This window comes from Streptomyces sp. NBC_00876 (assembly GCF_045207435.1).
Taxonomy (GTDB): Bacteria; Actinomycetota; Actinomycetes; order Streptomycetales; family Streptomycetaceae; genus Streptomyces.
Window position 1 is genome coordinate 4,275,033 of record NZ_CP108800.1, and the last position, 17,126, is coordinate 4,292,158.

Annotated in this window: 18 protein-coding genes, 1 tRNA gene and 1 pseudogene; 14 read left to right on the forward strand and 6 right to left on the reverse strand. The window is 66.9% G+C overall.

All coding sequences use genetic code 11. From position 1 onward, the window contains the following. Positions 1–153: 153 nt before the first annotated feature. A complete protein-coding gene (locus tag OG782_RS18775) occupies positions 154–663 on the reverse strand; it encodes an ATP-binding protein (protein ID WP_406452429.1) in 510 nt (169 codons plus the stop codon). Between the two features lie 131 nt (positions 664–794). Beyond that, a complete protein-coding gene (locus tag OG782_RS18780; protein WP_406459149.1) occupies positions 795–1,613 on the reverse strand; it encodes a glycerophosphodiester phosphodiesterase in 819 nt (272 codons plus the stop codon). A gap of 225 nt (positions 1,614–1,838) precedes the next feature. Here OG782_RS18780 and OG782_RS18785 point away from each other — a divergent pair, with 225 nt between their 5' ends. The 5 genes and pseudogenes from OG782_RS18785 to OG782_RS18805 all read left to right on the forward strand — a co-directional run bounded on the left by OG782_RS18785 (position 1,839) and on the right by OG782_RS18805 (position 6,663). Further along, positions 1,839–3,326, forward strand: coding sequence for a S1C family serine protease (locus OG782_RS18785; RefSeq protein WP_406452431.1), 1,488 nt, complete (start codon positions 1,839–1,841; stop codon positions 3,324–3,326). 54 nt (positions 3,327–3,380) lie between these two features. Further along, a tRNA-Ser gene (locus OG782_RS18790) sits at positions 3,381–3,470 on the forward strand. Between the two features lie 241 nt (positions 3,471–3,711). Further along, positions 3,712–4,104, forward strand: a pseudogene (locus OG782_RS18795) (AAA family ATPase); the annotation flags it as partial. Between the two features lie 216 nt (positions 4,105–4,320). Continuing rightward, entirely contained in the window at positions 4,321–6,234 is a 1,914-nt protein-coding gene (locus tag OG782_RS18800; protein WP_406459475.1) for a hypothetical protein, read from the forward strand. After that, complete coding sequence (locus OG782_RS18805; protein WP_406452433.1) at positions 6,235–6,663, forward strand: hypothetical protein; 429 nt, start codon at positions 6,235–6,237, stop codon at positions 6,661–6,663. Positions 6,664–7,041: 378 nt separating this feature from the next. Here the strand turns inward: OG782_RS18805 and OG782_RS18810 are convergent, their stop codons facing one another. After that, positions 7,042–7,227 (reverse strand): hypothetical protein, encoded by a 186-nt coding sequence (locus tag OG782_RS18810; protein WP_406452435.1) that lies wholly within the window; start codon positions 7,225–7,227, stop codon positions 7,042–7,044. A gap of 309 nt (positions 7,228–7,536) precedes the next feature. Here OG782_RS18810 and OG782_RS18815 point away from each other — a divergent pair, with 309 nt between their 5' ends. After that, positions 7,537–8,409: a helix-turn-helix domain-containing protein gene (locus OG782_RS18815; protein WP_406452437.1), complete on the forward strand. Its 873-nt coding sequence runs from the start codon at positions 7,537–7,539 to the stop codon at positions 8,407–8,409. Further along, positions 8,406–8,636 (forward strand): DUF397 domain-containing protein, encoded by a 231-nt coding sequence (locus tag OG782_RS18820; RefSeq protein WP_406452439.1) that lies wholly within the window; start codon positions 8,406–8,408, stop codon positions 8,634–8,636. The genes OG782_RS18815 and OG782_RS18820 overlap by 4 nt, the downstream gene beginning before the upstream one ends. 424 nt (positions 8,637–9,060) lie before the next feature. Here OG782_RS18820 and OG782_RS18825 read toward each other — a convergent pair whose 3' ends face one another. Together OG782_RS18825 and OG782_RS18830 are read right to left on the reverse strand one after the other, a co-directional pair. Continuing rightward, a complete protein-coding gene (locus tag OG782_RS18825; protein WP_406452441.1) occupies positions 9,061–9,594 on the reverse strand; it encodes an NUDIX hydrolase in 534 nt (177 codons plus the stop codon). Positions 9,595–9,710: 116 nt separating this feature from the next. Continuing rightward, a complete protein-coding gene (locus tag OG782_RS18830; protein WP_406452443.1) occupies positions 9,711–9,902 on the reverse strand; it encodes a hypothetical protein in 192 nt (63 codons plus the stop codon). 187 nt (positions 9,903–10,089) lie between these two features. Between OG782_RS18830 and OG782_RS18835 the strand changes: the two genes are divergently transcribed. Next, positions 10,090–10,395, forward strand: coding sequence for a hypothetical protein (locus tag OG782_RS18835; RefSeq protein WP_406452445.1), 306 nt, complete (start codon positions 10,090–10,092; stop codon positions 10,393–10,395). Here OG782_RS18835 and OG782_RS18840 read toward each other — a convergent pair. Continuing rightward, on the reverse strand, positions 10,392–11,291 hold the full coding sequence (locus tag OG782_RS18840; protein WP_406452447.1) for a bifunctional DNA primase/polymerase: 900 nt from the start codon (positions 11,289–11,291) through the stop codon (positions 10,392–10,394). The genes OG782_RS18835 and OG782_RS18840 overlap by 4 nt on opposite strands. Positions 11,292–11,605: 314 nt before the next feature. On the opposite strand from OG782_RS18840, the gene OG782_RS18845 reads away from it, so the two are divergent. From OG782_RS18845 to OG782_RS18870, 6 genes are all read left to right on the forward strand, one after another. Further along, positions 11,606–11,917, forward strand: coding sequence for a hypothetical protein (locus OG782_RS18845; RefSeq protein ID WP_406452449.1), 312 nt, complete (start codon positions 11,606–11,608; stop codon positions 11,915–11,917). Between the two features lie 267 nt (positions 11,918–12,184). Continuing rightward, positions 12,185–13,360, forward strand: coding sequence for an acyl-CoA dehydrogenase family protein (locus OG782_RS18850; RefSeq protein WP_406452451.1), 1,176 nt, complete (start codon positions 12,185–12,187; stop codon positions 13,358–13,360). Then, the gene (locus OG782_RS18855; protein WP_406452453.1) at positions 13,357–14,379 is read left to right on the forward strand and encodes a bifunctional MaoC family dehydratase N-terminal/OB-fold nucleic acid binding domain-containing protein; all 1,023 of its coding nucleotides are present in this window, start codon (positions 13,357–13,359) and stop codon (positions 14,377–14,379) included. Before OG782_RS18850 ends, OG782_RS18855 begins: the two co-directional genes overlap by 4 nt. A gap of 1 nt (position 14,380) precedes the next feature. Next, positions 14,381–15,463, forward strand: coding sequence for an acyl-CoA dehydrogenase family protein (locus tag OG782_RS18860; protein ID WP_406452455.1), 1,083 nt, complete (start codon positions 14,381–14,383; stop codon positions 15,461–15,463). After that, positions 15,460–15,861, forward strand: coding sequence for a MaoC family dehydratase (locus OG782_RS18865; protein ID WP_406452457.1), 402 nt, complete (start codon positions 15,460–15,462; stop codon positions 15,859–15,861). Before OG782_RS18860 ends, OG782_RS18865 begins: the two co-directional genes overlap by 4 nt. Next, the gene (locus OG782_RS18870) at positions 15,858–17,024 is read left to right on the forward strand and encodes a lipid-transfer protein (protein WP_406452459.1); all 1,167 of its coding nucleotides are present in this window, start codon (positions 15,858–15,860) and stop codon (positions 17,022–17,024) included. The genes OG782_RS18865 and OG782_RS18870 overlap by 4 nt, the downstream gene beginning before the upstream one ends. The last annotated feature ends 102 nt before the right edge of the window (positions 17,025–17,126 follow it).

Below are 17,126 nucleotides of genomic sequence, written 5' to 3' on the forward strand. Positions count from 1 at the left end.
CTCTGTGCCGGAGCCACGTACCTCTGTGCCCGAGCCACGCCCGCCTGTGCCGGAGCCACGTACCCCTGTGTCGGAGCGACGTACCGGTGCGTCGGAGGCGTCCGTTGCCCCGGAACGGCCGGGGACTCCGGTCATGCCCGCCGCCCGTCCGTTTCACCGCCCGCCCGGCTCTTCGTCGGGATGTCCATTGCCTCGACCGCCCGGCTGTTCGCCGGGGTGCCCGTGGCCTTCGTTGACCAGCACCCAGACCGTGACCTCGCCGGAAGAGTCGTCGCGCACGCCCCACTCCTCGGCGAGGGCGCTGATGATGTTGAGCCCACGACCGCCGCGAGCGGTCACCGAGGGAGTGGCCGGAATTGGTCTGGTCGGGCCGCCGCCGTCCGTCACCTCGACGGTCAGTCCGCCCGTTCTGTCGACGCGCCAGGCGGCGCGCACGTCACCGTCCCCCACCTCGTTGTGCAGGCCCAGTGGCCTGCCGTGCCGGCAGGCATTGCTGAGCAGTTCGGAAAGGATCAATACAGCATCGTCGACGACCGAATCCGACACCCCATGGCTGCGCAATTGCTCACGCATCCGGTGCCGTGCCTGACCCACGCCCGCAGGGCCATGGGGAACGGCCATGCTCGACGACGTGGGCACTTCCTGTGCCACCACCAACGCCACCCCCGAGACCTCCTTTGCCCCACGCCACGGAGTGGATGCCCTCCTGGACTGGACCGGAAACCGGCCAACCGTCTGCCAGTGACGCACTCGTAACGATCGAATACAGGCCGAATGCGCCGGTGTACTCCCTGTCACTGATGTGAAGAGCGTCCTAGTTGTGACAGGACCTGCTTGGGGCGGTTGGTGATGATGGCCTCGACACCGAGCCGGACGCAGAGCTCGACGTCCTCCGGCTCGTTGACCGTCCAGACGTGCACCCGGTGGCCGGCGCGGTGCAGACGGTCGATGTAGCCGGGGTGACTGCGTACGATCCGCATCCCCGGACCGGCGATCCGGGCGCCGGCCGGCAGGCGTCCGTCACGCAGGCGCGGCGAGACGAACTGCATCAGGTAGACGGTGGGCAGATCCGGTACCGCTTCCCGGATGCGGTGCAGGGAGCGGGCCGAGAAGCTCATGACGCGGACCGGCGAGGGGGCGTCGGCAGGCGGTGCGTCGAGCTCGAAGCGCTTCAGCAGATGCAGCAGCCGTTCCTCGACCTGTCCCGCCCAGCGGGTCGGGTGCTTGGTCTCGATGGCCAGCTGGAGCGGGCGGCCGGCGGCTCTCGTCTCGACGAGGAGTTCGAGGAGGCGCTCCAGGGTGAGTACGGAGGTGAGCTCGCCCGGCACCGGATCCCAGTCCGGGGACTCCGACTCCTCGCGGTCCTTCCACGAGCCGAAGTCGAGGGCGGCGAGTTCGCTGAGCTCCAGGGCGGAGACGGCGCCCCGGCCGTTGGAGGTGCGGTTCACCCGGCGGTCGTGTACGCATACGAGATGGCCGTCGGCCGTGAGCCGTACGTCGCACTCCAGGGCGTCGGCGCCATCCTCGATCGCCTTCCGGTACGCGGCCAGGGTGTGCTCGGGGGCGTCGTCGGACGCGCCCCGGTGTGCGATGACCTGGATGGGATGCTGCATGGTGTGCTGCTGCCGTGCTTGGGTCACCGAGTCATGGTGTCACCGGGAGCGTACGGGTACGTACACCTTGGGCAGCAAGACCGTTTTGCCCGATGTAAAGATCCGTGCGCAGATGCACAGGTCCTGCTTACAGTGGCCTGACGTGCCGTGGGAAAAGCTGACTCCAGACACGTACACAGCGGATCTCTTGCCGAATCATGATGTGGAACCGAGGAGTAAAGAGCTGTGAGCACAGAGAACGAGGGCAACGAGGGCACCGCGGCCGAGGCCGCCCCGTCCGTTCCGTCCGCACCTCCAGTGCCGGCCGATGCTCCCCAGGGGACTCCTGAGAGCGCGCCCGTGGCCCCGTCGCACCCGGATGCGACGGCCACGCAGCAGCAGCAGCCGGTTCCCCCGGCGCAGGATCCGGTGACAGCCCCCATGGATCCGGTCCCTGCGGCGGTCCCGCCCCACCACGCCCCTCCCGCACCGCAGTCCGCGGCCGACGCCGGCTGGCCCCCGCCCCCTCCCGCGGTTCCCGCGTACGCCCAAGGGGCGCAGGGCGGCGGTCCCGCGTGGGGCCCGCCCGGCCAGTTGCAGGCTCCAGGTGCGCCGCGCAAGCGGGGCGCAGGCGGTCTGGTGGCCGCGGTGGTCGTGGCGGCACTCGTCGCGGGTGGAATCGGCGGAGCCCTCGGCTTCTGGGCCGCGGACAACAACAGCTCCGACTCCTCCGGTTCGACCACGGTCTCGGCGTCGGGCAACCCCCAGGACCTCAAGCGCGACCCGGGCACGGTCGCGGGCGTCGCCGCCAGGGCGCTGCCCAGCGTGGTCACGATCGACGCGCAGAGCGGTGACGGCGAGGGCGGCACGGGCACCGGCTTCGTGTACGACAAGGAAGGCCACATCCTCACGAACAACCACGTGGTGGCCTCCGCGGCGGACAGCGGCCAGCTCACGGCGACGTTCTCCAACGGCAAGAAGTACGACGCCGAGGTGGTCGGCCGGGCCCAGGGCTACGACGTCGCCGTCCTGAAGCTGAAGAACCCGCCTCCGGAGCTCACCCCGCTGTCACTGGGCAACTCGGACCAGGTCGCGGTGGGCGATTCGACGATCGCGATCGGCGCCCCGTTCGGCCTGTCCAACACGGTCACCACGGGCATCATCAGCGCGAAGAACCGCCCGGTCGCCTCCGGTGACGGCGCCGGCGGCAGCAACTCGTACATGAGTGCCCTGCAGACCGACGCCTCGATCAACCCGGGCAACTCGGGCGGCCCGCTGCTGAGCGCCGGCGGCGCGGTCATCGGCATCAACTCGGCCATCCAGTCGACCGGCAGCACCGGCCAGAGCCAGGCGGGCTCCATCGGCCTCGGCTTCGCGATCCCGATCAACCAGGCGAAGAACGTCGCCCAGCAGCTGATCAAGACCGGCCAGCCGGTCTACCCGGTCATCGGAGCCACGGTGACGATGGACGAGAAGACCGGCGGAGCGGTCATCGCCGACCAGGGCGAGGGCGGCACGGCCGCGGTCGCGAAGGGCGGCCCGGCGGCCAATGCGGGCCTGAAGGCGGGCGATGTCATCACGAAGTTCAACGACACCGTCGTCGACAGCGGTCCGACCCTGATCGGTGAGATCTGGACCCACAAGCCGGGCGACAAGGTCACACTGACCTACAAGCGTGACGGTAAGACGGCAACCGCCGAAGTCACCCTGGGGGAGCGCAAGGGCGACAGCTGACCGGCTAGGCTGTCCTCCGCGTCGAAGCCGTTCTTCCGTTGACGGCTGACGAGGGGTGGGTTGCCCGAGCGGCCTAAGGGAACGGTCTTGAAAACCGTCGTGGCAGCGATGTCACCGTGGGTTCAAATCCCACACCCACCGCCAGTTCAGAGTATGTGCAGGTCAGAAGGGGCGTCCCGGATCAGGGGCGCCCCTTCTGCGTGTGCCCTGTCTCAGCTTGAACCGCCCCTGTACCGCTTTGGATCATTGTTTGTGGACCAGGCGTGGACCACTCTGAGCGCCTCTGCAGACCAGATAGAGGGAATCGGGCAAAACCCCATGCACCAGGAGCAGTTACCTGGGTAGCATCGCGAATCTCAAAGAGCATTCTGCACAGGGAGCACCGATGGACTCTCATCGCCACACGGCTACCAGCTCGACCCTCGACGGTGATGGTGCCCAGTCCGCGACCAGCCCTGACGAGCTGAGCCTTCTGACGTATTCGGACCTTGCTGAGGAGAGCCAGGGCGCATTGGCTCGCGCGAACAGCCCCCAGAAGAGGGAGGCTTGGAGGAACCTCATCGCTTTGATCGACGGTATCGGGGGGTCGGGGAGATCTGACGAATGGGATCCCACGATCGGTCGCAGGTGGGACCTGGTGTCGCTGAGGATCGAAGGGTTCCAGGGAGCTACGGTTCCATTTTCCCTGGATTTTGACCCGACGCCGGGCGTGACAATCCTGCATGGCCCCAATGGGTCTGGCAAATCGAGCATCTCAGATGGAATTCGTACGGCCCTCTCCGGGCGATCTGACTGGTGGGCGGCAGTCAGTCGATCGACTGCGAGGAGCGGTAAGAGCCCACTGTGGGAAAAGGTGAACTGTGCTCGCGATGCCGAGAGTTCTACGGTTGAAGTAAGGCTGGCACGAGGTGATGAGTCAATACTTCTTGTAGCTAAAATCGGAAAGGACGGTGAGGTTGGTGACCTGGGTTGCCTCCGCGAGTCTCCAGATGGCGTGACTGAGAATCTCGATATTTCGAATACTCCTTGGCGCTATGCCGTGGAATCTCATCCACCGGTATTCTCGTATGCCGATGTGGAAAGGCGGGTGCAGCAGCACGAAGATTTGCACAGGTATATTGAGAACTTGCTCGCGCTCGGTGGTTGTTTCGATCACCTTGAGCGCCGTGTTGAAGAGAACAGTTCCTCTGCCGCTGCGAGCCGGAAGCGTCTCCTAGCTGCACTCAAAAGCGCTAAAGAGAGGGTCGCTAAGGTAGACGCTCACTTCCTGGACCTCGAACCACGGCATCATCTTCCGGATGTTTCATGGATCGAAGAAGTGCACGATATTCGGATCTGGCTGGCTGATAACGAACTCACTGAAGTAGGTGCAACGCTACCTGAGGTTACGTCCGCCGGAATTGAGAGGCTGGCGACTTCTATGCGCGACGTGGATGGTGCTTTGGAGCTAGTTTTGGGTGATGTTCCTACCGTTCATCATCGCTTGGCGGTTCACCTGGCCTCGCTTCATTCAGAGGTTGAGCATGTACCCAATAGTGGATGTGTTTGCCCGGTCTGTGATAGCGAAGTATCCGATTGGGTGCAGCGCCTGGCTGCGAATATCGAAAGTGTAGCCGAGACTACTCCTAGGAGGAATGCTGCTGGCGCTTCGCTGAGGAAACTCCGAAGGGCTATCGAGGTCATCCCGACTGTTCTCGATATTGTCTCAGGAGTAGATGGGTTCGACGAAACTCTCCTCAAGGGTTTTCGATCAGCGTACTCGCATCTGCTGGCAACGTTTGAAGGTTACGGCGAGCAGCCAGTTGCTCCTGTTGTGAAAGAATTCCTCAATATTCGCGATGTGCTGTTGGGGGATTCATGGAATAGCATTTCGAATAAGGCGATCGAGTTGAGTGATATTTCTGCTCAGTGGCGACGTGGCCGCAGGTCGGCACTGGATCCGTACGTCATGATCTGGGAGGAGGAGAACGAGGAGGCCAAGTCGGCGCCCCTTTGGGAGGCGACGCGCAAGTGCATCGGTGAACTTGAGGACCGCCTGCGCTCAGGACGAACAGTCCGTTTCGAAGGCAAGGCAGGCGTGCAGGTTGAGCGGCTTTTGATGGACGCTGGGATCGTCCTGGAATCGGTGAGCCTTAAGCGGACACGGGCTGAGGTCTCCGTGCAAGGAGCAGACGGCAATAGGTTGGAACTTGCCATGTTGAGTGCAGGGCAGAGAAACGCCTTTCTGCTCGCCCCGCTCTTTGCGACGACTGGCTCCGGGCCATTCAATTTCTTGATTCTCGATGATCCAGTGCATTCGTTTGATGAAATTAGAGTAGACAGGCTCGCAGCTGTTATTTCTGATCTGGCCAAGGCTCGGCGTGTCATCGTCCTTACCCACGATGAGCGGTTGAAGGAACATCTTTTGGCGCGGAGTCAGGTGTGCGATGCATGGTCCGTGAGTCGTGATGGGATTCGGGGAGAGATCTCGGTCGAAAAGACTGACGAACTTTGGCGAGTCCTCGTCAAGGATGCGAAATCAGTGTGGCAGTTCTCTCCAAGGATCTCTACGACCGGGCACCTCAGCGAAGCGCAGATTATTCGAGGGCTGCTTCGGCAGGCGCTGGACGACGCACTTAGGCAGTGCGTCGTCAGGTATTCGCTTCATTCCGGAGAGAATGTGGCAACGCTGCTGGGGATTCTAGATGAAGCAAGGACGACAGTTAAACGACTCGATGCAGCCAAAGAGATCATCTCTTTGGATCCTGCTGTCCCGCATCCGATTGATAAGGCTAAGCAGGCGTGTTCGCATCACGTCGCCAAGTGGAATGGTGCAGCGCATGGAAATGAGGAAGTGAAGTCTGATCTGAAGGGGGAGATCAAGGCAGGCCTCGATGCATGCACCACGCTGGGTGAGTGGAGTTTCTGAATGGATCTGACCGAACTCTCCTTGCGTAGAATCAAGGTTTTGGAATTGAGACTACGCATTGAGAGGATTTCATTCCGTGCTCATGGGCTTGTTTGTAAGCCAGATCGGCCGCCGACTATCGCAAATGACGCGGATTCCTATCTATCCTTTGTGCTCGGCTTCGTGGGGCAGGAGAGATATGGAGAGGTTATTGGCGTCATCAGGCTGTCTCGTCACATTTACAAGAAGTCGTCCGATATTCTGCACGGGCGTTCAAGTCTTTTGAGCGCCTCTTCCGTTGTGCTTGACGAGTGGGAGTTTGTTGTGTCCCGCTTGGAGAGGCTTCTTGATGAGTGGTCCGAGAAGGGAGGCGAGGGCGTAGGAGTATCCGTCACTATTCCTGCTCCGGCTGGCGAAGTCGAAACCGCTGAGCCCTACCCCGCCGGGTAACGGGTCTTCCTGAGGGCTCCCGTGACCAGAGCGGGGGCATATGGGTGCGCGAGCGTCGCGCCGAGCACGAAGCCGCATGAGCCGCTGATAGCGATGATCATCACGGGGTCGGCAACCCGACAGACGTAGGACGTGAACTGCCTCACCAACAACGCTCGTCGGCCCCGGTCGGTACTCACCCGCTGTTCACCACCCGGCGAACCTTCGAGGGCGGAGCCGTCCACTCCGTGCCACCGCCCACCGGCCGGACGAAGACCAGGAACGCAACTCTTCGCGTAGCCGGGTCCTCCCAGTCCTCGGCAGCCAGGCAGACGCCTCGGAGCCCAGCCTCCACGTACTCCACGACGGTCCCGATCGCCCTGACGGCTTCGCCCTTCGTCACCGGAACCGCCGCCCCACCGTATTGGCGACAGCCACCCGCGCACTCAACTGCTCGCGTGCCGTGAGTTTTCGGACAGCCACCGGAGGCGCATCCCACGGGTCGCCATGATCGAAGGGACGCAACTGGACGTAGCGCGAGGTAACGATCTGGACGATGCCCATGCGTCCCGTCTGCTGGTCCATGGCGAAGTCTCCTTGCGCTGGAGGATCTTCGACGGCTTCCGTAGTCACGACTGCGCCCCCTTCCTGATGAGTTCGGCAAGCCGGAGCGTCATGCCCGGATGCCTCTGCCTGCCGGACGGAAGTTTCCTTCGGTCGCTACAACCGTTGCCTCTGGGCGTAGTTGGGCGCAATAGAATCTGCTGAGAATCAGCCTCAGCGGAAGAACTGGCACATGCAGGGCCATACGCATGGCTTCCTCCGCGTGCACATCGGGTGCCAGGCTGAACACAAGAAGATGTTGGCGCGCACCTGCGCCAGGATGGAGGGCACATGGCCGCAAGACCGCAGCCAACCGCCAGGCGCATCGGGCTCGGACACGAACTGCGACAGCTACGGAAGGAGGCAGACCTGACCATCGCGGAGGCGGTAAAGGGATTGCACTTCGACGAGAGCACGCTGCAACGTGTCGAGACCGGATGGAAGTCGTTCCGGCAGGCCGGGCATCTGCGAGAGCTCTTGGAGCGCTACGGCGTCACCGATGACGAGCAGGTGGACCGGATGGTGGCTCTCCAGAGGGAGGCGTCGAGCCGGGAATGGTGGACCGGAACCGGCACCACGATGCTGTCAGGGATGCCGCGCTTCCTCGGCGTCGAATCTGCGGCCCGTGAAATCCGGGTCTTCCACCCGACCATCGTTCCGGGATTGCTTCAGAGCCAGGCGTACGCGCAAGCAGTGCACGAAGTGCACAAGCCCATCGATGAAACGACCACGGAGTTCGTCGAGAAGAGCGTACAGCTTCGCATGAAGAGGAAGGAGGCCCTGACCCGCGATGACGAGCCGCTCAAGCTGTGGGCAGTCCTGTACGAGCCGGCCCTGCGCTACGCCATAGGCGGCGTGGAGGTCATGCGCGAGCAGTACGCGATGCTTGCCGAACTGGCGGGCCTGGAGAACGTGACTCTGCAAGTTCTCCCCCAGACCGGGGGCGGGTACGTCGCGTTCCATGACGTCAACATCATGATCCTTGGTGATGGGCTGCCGACCACCGTCCAGACCGACACCGCATGGTTCACCGTTGCCGTCACGGACAAGCCGCGCGAGGTCGGCAGGTTCTCCCGCATGTTCGACGCCATGGCGGCCAACGCCAAGCCACCGGGCGAAACTCAGAAGTTCCTGCACCAACTAGCGAGAGAGATCAACGAATGAACATTCACCCTGCCACGGTGACGGCATCGGACCTGAAGGGCGCGAGCTGGTTCAAGTCCTCCTACAGCAACGGCGGGGGCAACTGCGTAGAGATCGCTCGTGGCGTCCACGGAACCGTCCCGGTCCGCGACAGCAAAGCTCTGCACGGCCCCGCGCTCTTGTTCACGCCGTCCGCCTTCTCCTCGTTCGTCGCAGCCGTCCAGCAGCGGCAGCTCGAAGAGAGCTAGCCATTGCCGACCCACCCGTGTGCCCCGTCGTCCGTCCAACAACGGCGGGGCATGGTCGTTCCCTGCGTATGCCGATAACCTCTCCAGACCGGTCCGTGCGGCGCCGAGACCCCGAGCTGAGCCAGTGGACCAGGCGTGGACCACGACCGGCCGGAAGACCCGCGAGAACAGGAATAGTGCCAGCTCAGGGGCCATTGGGACGCCTCGTGCAGCACTCTCTTGAAAACCGTCGTGGCAGCGATGTCACCGTGGGTTCAAATCCCACACCCACCGCAGATGAACGGCCCCTGACCAGGAGAATCGGTCGGGGGCCGCTCTCGTCCTCCGCGAGTTCAACGATCAGGTGGCGCCGTACCGCCGGGTGCCGGTCGTCGGCCGCGGTTGTCTTCGAGGGGTGTCCACGACCGATGCTTCCCCTGCCCGGTCAGCTGACCCCTGCATCCAGCAGGACGTAGAGCAGGCCCACGAGCGAGCCGCTGCTGACGATCTCACGGCGGTCGATCATGCCCCGGATGTTCGCCAGGGGGATCCACTCGATCCGGTCCGACTCGTTCTTCTCGGTCGGTGGCCCTTCGTACGTGGCGTCGTTGGCGCGGAACAGGTGATGTTGGGAGTCCGTGATGCCGTTCGCCGGTTCGGCGTAGATCAGTTGGCTCATCGGCCCCGGCCGCCAGCCGGTCTCTTCGAGGACTTCACGGGCGGCAGCCTCTCCAGGCGTCTCGTCCGCCTCCACCAGGCCCATGGGCAGTTCCCAGGCCCATACATCCGTGATGAAGCGGTGGCGCCACATCATCAGGACCTCTTGACGGTCGTTGATGACAGCGGCCACTGCCAGGTGCCGGAGCTTGACGACGTGATGTTCCCAGCGGTCGCCGTCCGGCGTCTCGATATCGGTGAGCCACAGGTTCACCCATGGGTTCTCGTAGATCGGACGTTCCCCGTGGATCTTCCATTGCATCGCTGCCGCCCTCTCGATCGGTCACCGGCCGCGGTTGCTGATCGGGTGTGTCCTGTACGTCGAGGCGATCCGCGCAACGGATCCTGCCGGGCGTCCGTGGTGAATCCGGCGAGGTATCAGGGCATGGAAACAACGACGTATGCCATGGCGGCCACGACGGCCAGACCGACAACGACGACACCGGCCAAGGCGATGGCCGGCAGTCCCGACACAGCTCCGATTGCCGTCCATCCGACCCGGGTCATGCGCTCGGCCTGCTCGACCGCGTTCCTGTAGTCGCTGTCGTCGTACCAGTCTCGATCGGTCATGACACTCCCGGCCCGAAGGGGAGAAGGGGCGGCCGCAGCCCTTCGTCAGCCCACGACTGTACGGCCGCTCTTGATGCCTGGGCTACGTGGGTCAGGGCTCCTTCAGAGTCGTCTCTGAGCCGTTCCGGAACGCGGGTGACTGTGGGCCCGCGGCCGGCGGAGGGTGGTCGGCTGGTTTGATCGCCTCGTGATTTCTGCTGATCAATCGAGTGGTGGCATACCGAAGCGGGTGGTTCCCGCTGTTGCGTTCGGTGGGGCCTCCGTCGCGTTCTGGTTCTGCTGTCCGTTCTGGATGCTCGTCTGGGTGCTGGCCCTGCCGCTGGGGGTGACGGGTCTGGTCCGGGGGGTGATTGAGTACCGCGCCGCCTCGCGTGGCGGCGGGAGCCGTACGCAGCCGCTGATCGCCCTGGTGCTCTCTTCCCTGGGGACCGTGGCCGCGCTCGCCTACATGGTGTTTGTGTTCACGCATCCGGAGCTGCCCGTTCAGGGCTAGGCCGAAGGCCCCTGCCGGCCTGCGGGAGGCTCGCAGCGGGTGGTGGTGAGGCGGGCGGCCGAGGCGATCGTGGCGCGGGCCTCGTGTTCGGGGAGGCCGGTGCTGACGGCGGCGCGGGTGAGGGCGTCGGCCAGGGTGTCGCCGAGGCCGTGTTCGTAAGCGCGGCAGGCTGCCCAGAAGAGCCGGGTGTTGCGCTGCCCCGCATCCGCGGCGAGTACGAAGCGGATGAGGCCCTGGCCCTGGTCGGGATGGCCGTTGTGCCGGCGGGGCCGGGGCGGGGGCGTCAGCAGGTCGAGGAGTGCGCGTGGGCAGGGGGCCGGGGGGAGGCTGCCGGTGCCGGGCACGAGGCGGTAGCTGCCGTGGGCGGTGACCGAGCCCGGGCCGACCAGGTAGCCGCCCGTGCCGCGGATGTCGATGCCGGGTGCGAGGCGGCCGGCCGAGTTGGGCACGGCCACGCCGGGCGGGCCCGACAGCCAGATGTGCCGGCCGCCGCTCGGGGTGAGCACCGTGACGGTCGGCGGGATGGTGAACAGGTGGTGCAGGGCCAGCTGTTGCAGGGCTGCCACGGAGTCGTTCCGGCCGGTGGAGTCGATGTCGAGGTCGACGCCGATGAGGTGGTGCGGCGCCCGGCCGCAGGCGATCCCGTAGCCGGTGGCCCAGGGGGCGGCGGCGAACAGGGCGCGGACGGCGGCGGGGTCGGTCGTGGCGTCGTGGACACCGTGTCCGGGCCGTCCGCAGGCGCCCCGGCAGACGGCCGGACGGTCCTCGTCGTGGTGCGGGGAGCGCAGGGCGGGGAGTTTGGTGGCGGACAACGGGATGACGGGGAGCCCGTGCTCGGCGGCGGAGAGCGCATGGGCCAGGGCCAGGGTGGCGGTTCGCCGGTCGGTGGTGGCCATGGTTCTATGTTCGTACGAATGTTCGAATAAAGGAAGGGGTGCACGGTGTGGTCAGTCGGGTGTGCGGCGCTGTGGCGGAACGCTTCTTCTCCCGTGGGGCCGGGGCTGTGGTCGTCCACCCCGATCGACCTGGGTCTTTGTGCTGTCCGGGGGTTTAGCCGCTCTTCCTCATGCTTGCGGGGGAATCGGAATGTGTGGGTGGTTCGCCGAGGTGGTGGTGGGCAGCTTTGATCTCGCGACGTCGTGACCATCACCCGGGCGGTCGGCCAACCGGCCCGGAATGACCCTTACTTTCGGTTCCTGGAGGAACAGACATGGCAAGCATCCGTACCGCTCGTGTCCTCGCCGTTGTTGCCGCTCTGCCTCTTGCCGCCGTGCTCTTCAGTGGCGTGGCCCAGGCCGACAACGGCTCGTTCGCGAGCAACGGGTCGAACGCGGGTGTGGCCACGATCAGCGGCAGTGGGGTCGGCGGTGACAACTTCGGAAATTCGTCCACCTCGCAGCAGCAGGCCACCGGCTCCGGAGCGTCGAACCAGAGCAACTCCGCCCAGGTGAACGGCTCCGGATTCACCGCGCTCGACCAGTCCAACCACAACCTCGCGGTGAACTTCACCAATCTCTGGTGATCCGGCGCCTGCCGCGGTCCGGTCGGGGGGTCGGGCCGCGGTGGGGTGATGACGGCCTGCGTGGCGCCACCTCGGTGGCGCCACGCAGGCCGTTCGGCATTCGGGGGAGGGGGAGAGGAAAAGAGGGGGTGTGGGGCGGGGGAGCTGTGGTGGGTGGGAATCGTGCCGGGGCTGTCGTGTGCCTTGACAGTCGAACGGAATCTGACGGACAGTCAGAAACCCTGATCCCCTCGACATCCACATGCCCGCTCCCGGGAGGCAGTCGACGTGCACCTGGCCCCTACCGAGCGCCAGCAGCAGCTGCGCGCCGAACTCCGCGCCTATTTCCGCGATGTCATGCCCGGGACCGGCGAACCCGCCGGCCGCACCGTCCACGACCTGGCCGAACAGCGGCGGCTGCTGCGCCGGATCGGCGCCGACGGGATGCTCGGTCTCGGCTGGCCCGTCGAGTACGGAGGACAGGGCCGCGGCGCGGACGAACAGTTCGTGTTCTTCGACGAGGCCTACCGGGCGGGCGCCCCCGTCTCCATGGTCACCCTCAACACGGTCGGCCCCACCCTGATGAAGTACGGGACCGACGAGCAGAAGGAGTACTTCCTCCCCCGGATCCTGGCAGGCGAGATCGTCTTCGCCATCGGCTACAGCGAACCGGAAGCGGGCACGGACCTCGCCGCGCTGCGCACCAGGGCCGTACGCGAGGGCGACTCCTGGGCCATCGACGGGCAGAAGATCTTCACCAGCAACGCGCAGAACGCGGACTGGATCTGGCTCGCCTGCCGTACCGATCCACAGGCGCCCAAGCACCGGGGCATTTCCATCCTTCTCGTGCCGACGGACGCGCCCGGTTTCTCCTGGACGCCGATCGACACCGTGGGCGGGCTGACCACGACCGCCACGTACTACGACGACGTGCGGGTGCCCGCCACCGCACTGGTCGGGGCGGAGAACGGCGGCTGGGGCCTCATCACCAACCAGCTGAACCACGAGCGGGTGGCGCTCGCCGCGATCGGCATGCAGGCCGAGGACTTCTACGACGCGGCGCTCACCTTCGCCCGTACCCCCGATCCGGTGACCGGCCGGCGCCCGGCCGATGAGCCGTGGGTCCGCTCCCGGCTGGCCGAGGCGTACGCCCGGCTCGCGGCGACCCGGCTGCTCAACTGGCGCCTGGTGGGGGACGTGGGCGCGGGGGCGCTGGCCCCCGGCGATGCGAGCGGCGTGAAGTTCGCGGGCACCGAGAGCGCCGTGGAGGTGTACCGGATGTGCCAGGAGATCACGGGCGACGCCGGACTGATCCGCGGCGGTTCGTCCGGCGCCTTCGGGGACGGGGAGCTGGAGCGGATGAACAGGGCGGCCCAGATCAACACCTTCGGGGGCGGGGTCAGCGAGGTGCAGCGGGAGATCGTCGCGACGATGCGGCTCGGCATGAAGAGGGGGAAGCGGTGAGCGACGGGCAGGGTGTTCGCGACAAGCTGTACGAGCGGCTCAGGGCGTACGAGGGCCGGGCGGCCGCCACCGCGGGCGTCGGCAAGGACCAGGTCAACGAGCCGATGATCAGGCACTGGTGCGAGGCGATGGGGGACACGAACCCGGCGTACACCGGGCCCGGAGCCATCGCCCCGCCGACGATGCTCCAGGCCTGGACGATGGGTGGTCTGTCGGGGCACACGGACCGGAGCGGCGCCTACGACGAGCTGTTCGGGCTGCTCGACGGGGCCGGATACACCTCCGTCGTCGCGACCGACTGCGAGCAGGAGTATCTGCGCCCCCTGCGGCCCGGTGACCGGATCACCTTCGACGCGGTGATCGAGGCGGTCTCCGAGCGCAAGACGACGAAGCTCGGTACGGGCTACTTCGTCACCACGCGCATGGACGTCCGCGCGCAGGACGAGCCGGCCGGCACCCACCGCTTCCGGATCCTCAAGTACCGCCCGGCGAAGGCAGCGAAGGCAGCGAGGGCAGCGAAGGGCGCGGATGACGCGAAGGCTGCGAAGGCCGCGAAGGCGGACCCCGCCGAAGGGGGCGTCGTGGCGGCCCGGAGCACCGATCGCAAGCCGCGCCCCCGGCCCGTGATCAACCGGGACAACGCCGGATTCTGGGAGGGCGTCGCCGCGCACCGTCTGCTGATCCAGCGCTGCGGGGCGTGCGCCGCACTGCGTTTCCCCTGGCTGCCCGGCTGCAACGCCTGCGGATCGGCCGAGTGGGACACCGTCGAGGCGTCGGGCGAGGGCACCGTCTTCAGTTACGTCGTCATGCATCATCCGCCGTTCCCCGCATTCGGCGAGAACGGCGAGGGCGGGCCCTACGCGGTGGCGCTGATCGAGCTCGCGGAGGGGGTCCGGATGGTCAGCAACGTGATCGGCGTGCCGTACGACAAGGTGCGGGTGGGCATGCCGGTGCGGCTGGAGTTCCTGCGTACGGACCCTGAATCGGTGCTGCCGGTCTTCCGGGGGAGTGAGGGCTGACATGGATTTCACGCCGAGTGAGGAACAGGCCGCGGCGCAGGGGCTCGCCGCCCGGATCTTCGGGGACCTGTCGACGCACGACCGGCTGGTCGCGGCCGGGAGCGGTACGGACGCCGAGCTCTGGAAGGAGCTCTGCGCGGCCGGACTGATCGGAGCCGTCGAGGAGACCGGACTCCTCGGACTGGTGCTCCTGCTGGAGGAACAGGGCCGCGCGACCGCGCAGGTGCCCTTCGCGGCGAGCTGTGTGTACGGGCTCCTGGCCGTTGCCGGGTACGGCACGGACGAGCAGCGCGAGCGTCTGCTGCCGGCGCTGCGGGACGGTACGGCGGTGGCGACGGGGGCGTTGTGGGCCCGCGCCACCGTGCACGCGGAGGCGGGCGGCCGGCTGAGCGGCAGCGTTCCGCTGGTGCCGTGGCTGCGGGACGCCACCCATGTCCTGGTCGCGGCCGCGGACCGGACGCTGTGGATCGTACGGACCGGGGATCCCGGTGTGCTGACCGAGCCCGTGGAGACGACGGCTCCGTGGTCGGCCGGACGGCTCGTGCTGAGCGGGGCGTCCGCGGAGCGGCTCGGCGGGGCGCAGGTGTCAGGGGAGGCGTCCGAGGAGGTGCGCGAGGAGACGTCCGAGGAGGTGTACGAGGAGATGCTGGCCGCCGCCCGGACGGCGTTCGCCGGATTGCAGGCGGGCGTGTGCGCCGGTTCGCTGGCCCGCGCGGTCGAACACACCGGTACACGCGAGCAGTTCGGGCGCCCGCTCTCGACCAACCAGGCGGTCCTGCTGCGGGCCGCCGATGCGCACATGGACACCGAGGCGATACGCGTCACCGCGTACGAGGCGGCGTGGCGGCACGACGAGGGGCTGCCGTACCGGGCGCAGGCGCTGACCGCCGCGTGGTGGGCGTCCGAGGCCGGCCGGCGGGTCGTGCACGCGGGCCAGCACCTGCACGGGGGCACGGGCGCCGACCTCGACCACCCCGTGCACCGGCACTTCCTCTGGGGACGTCAGCTCGACGCACAACTCGGGTGCGGCAGCGAAGTGCTTCAGGAACTCGGGGTACTGCTGACGACGGAGGGACCGCAGTGAAGGCGAAGGCCGGAGAGGAACTGGCGCCGCTGAAGATAGCGGTGACCCGCACCCTGATCGTGGCGGGCGCCGTCGCCTCCCGCGACTACCAGGACGTGCACCACGACGCGGAGTCGGCCCGGGAGAAGGGCTCCCCGGACATCTTCATGAACATCCTGACGACCAACGGCCTCGTCGGACGTTACGTCACCGATCACTTCGGGCCCTCGGCGGTGCTCCGGCGGGTCGCCATCAGGCTCGGGGTGCCCAACTATCCGGGCGACACCATGGTGTTGAGCGCCACGGTCACCGCGGTGGGTGAGGACGGCACGGCCGAGGTGTCGGTCGTCGGCGTCAACGGGCTCGGCCGGCACGTCACCGGCACGGTGACCATCAGCGTTCCGGAGGGATCCGCATGAGCGTGCGCAGGGCCGATTCGCTCGGCGGCAAGGCGGCGGTGGCCGGAATCGGGGCGACGGAGTTCTCCAAGGACTCCGGTCGCAGCGAACTCAAACTGGCCGTCGAGGCGGTGCACGCCGCGCTCGACGACGCGGGGCTCGCCCCCGCCGATGTCGATGGCCTGGTCACCTTCACCATGGACACCAGCCCCGAGATCACCGTCGCCCAGGCGGCCGGTATCGGCGAGCTGTCGTTCTTCTCGCGCATCCACTACGGCGGCGGCGCGGCCTGTGCGACGGTCCAGCAGGCGGCCCTCGCCGTGGCCTCGGGGGTGGCCGACGTCGTTGTCTGCTACCGCGCGTTCAACGAGCGGTCGGGGCGCCGCTTCGGCTCCGGTGTGCAGCAGCGGGAGCCCACGGCGGAGGGCGCGGCACTCGGCTGGAATCTGCCCTTCGGACTGCTCACGCCCGCCTCCTGGGTGGCCATGGCGGCCCAGCGGTATCTGCACACGTACGGGCTGACGCCGGAGGCCTTCGGCCATGTCGCCGTCACCGACCGGCGCCACGCCGCCCGTAACCCGGCCGCGTACTTCTACGGGAAGCCGATCACCCTCGCCGAGCACGCCGCCTCCCGCTGGATCGTCGAACCCCTGCGGCTGCTCGACTGCTGCCAGGAGACCGACGGCGGCCAGGCGATCGTCGTCACCAGCGCGGAACGGGCCCGGGACCTGCGGCAGCCGCCCGCGGTGATCGTCGCGGCGGCCCAGGGCGCCGGTCGGGCGCAGGAGCAGATGACCAGCTTCTACCGCGACGATCTGACCGGGCTGCCGGAGATGGGGGTCGTCGCCCGCCAGCTCTGGCGGAACTCCGGCCTGGCCCCCGCCGACATCGACGTGGCGATCCTGTACGACCACTTCACCCCGTTCGTGTTGATGCAGCTGGAGGAGTTCGGCTTCTGCGGACCGGGCGAGGCGGCGGATTTCGTGGCGGCCGACGCACTGCCCCTGAACACCCATGGCGGTCAGCTGGGTGAGGCGTATCTGCACGGGATGAACGGCATCGCGGAGGCGGTCCGGCAGATCCGCGGAACGTCGGTGAACCAGCTGCCCGGGGCGGCCACCACCCTGGTCACGGCCGGTACGGGCGTACCCACCTCCGGCCTCGTGCTGGGCCGGGCGGAGTGAGTGGGCTGGCGGGTCCCGTGTGAACGACCGGAGTGAACGGGCGGCCGGTTCCGGGGACGACCGGGGTGAACTGGCGGCCCGGTTCCGGGGGACGGCCGGAGT

Coding starts and splice junctions, on each gene's coding strand:
- OG782_RS18780 (WP_406459149.1), bottom strand. CDS start 1,613: ATGCAGCATCCCATCCAGGTCATCGCACACCGGGGCGCGTCCGACGAC.
- OG782_RS18805 (WP_406452433.1), top strand. CDS start 6,235: ATGGATCTGACCGAACTCTCCTTGCGTAGAATCAAGGTTTTGGAATTG.
- OG782_RS18810 (WP_406452435.1), bottom strand. CDS start 7,227: ATGGACCAGCAGACGGGACGCATGGGCATCGTCCAGATCGTTACCTCG.
- OG782_RS18815 (WP_406452437.1), top strand. CDS start 7,537: ATGGCCGCAAGACCGCAGCCAACCGCCAGGCGCATCGGGCTCGGACAC.
- OG782_RS18820 (WP_406452439.1), top strand. CDS start 8,406: ATGAACATTCACCCTGCCACGGTGACGGCATCGGACCTGAAGGGCGCG.
- OG782_RS18825 (WP_406452441.1), bottom strand. CDS start 9,594: ATGCAATGGAAGATCCACGGGGAACGTCCGATCTACGAGAACCCATGG.
- OG782_RS18830 (WP_406452443.1), bottom strand. CDS start 9,902: ATGACCGATCGAGACTGGTACGACGACAGCGACTACAGGAACGCGGTC.
- OG782_RS18840 (WP_406452447.1), bottom strand. CDS start 11,291: ATGGCCACCACCGACCGGCGAACCGCCACCCTGGCCCTGGCCCATGCG.
- OG782_RS18845 (WP_406452449.1), top strand. CDS start 11,606: ATGGCAAGCATCCGTACCGCTCGTGTCCTCGCCGTTGTTGCCGCTCTG.
- OG782_RS18860 (WP_406452455.1), top strand. CDS start 14,381: ATGGATTTCACGCCGAGTGAGGAACAGGCCGCGGCGCAGGGGCTCGCC.
- OG782_RS18870 (WP_406452459.1), top strand. CDS start 15,858: ATGAGCGTGCGCAGGGCCGATTCGCTCGGCGGCAAGGCGGCGGTGGCC.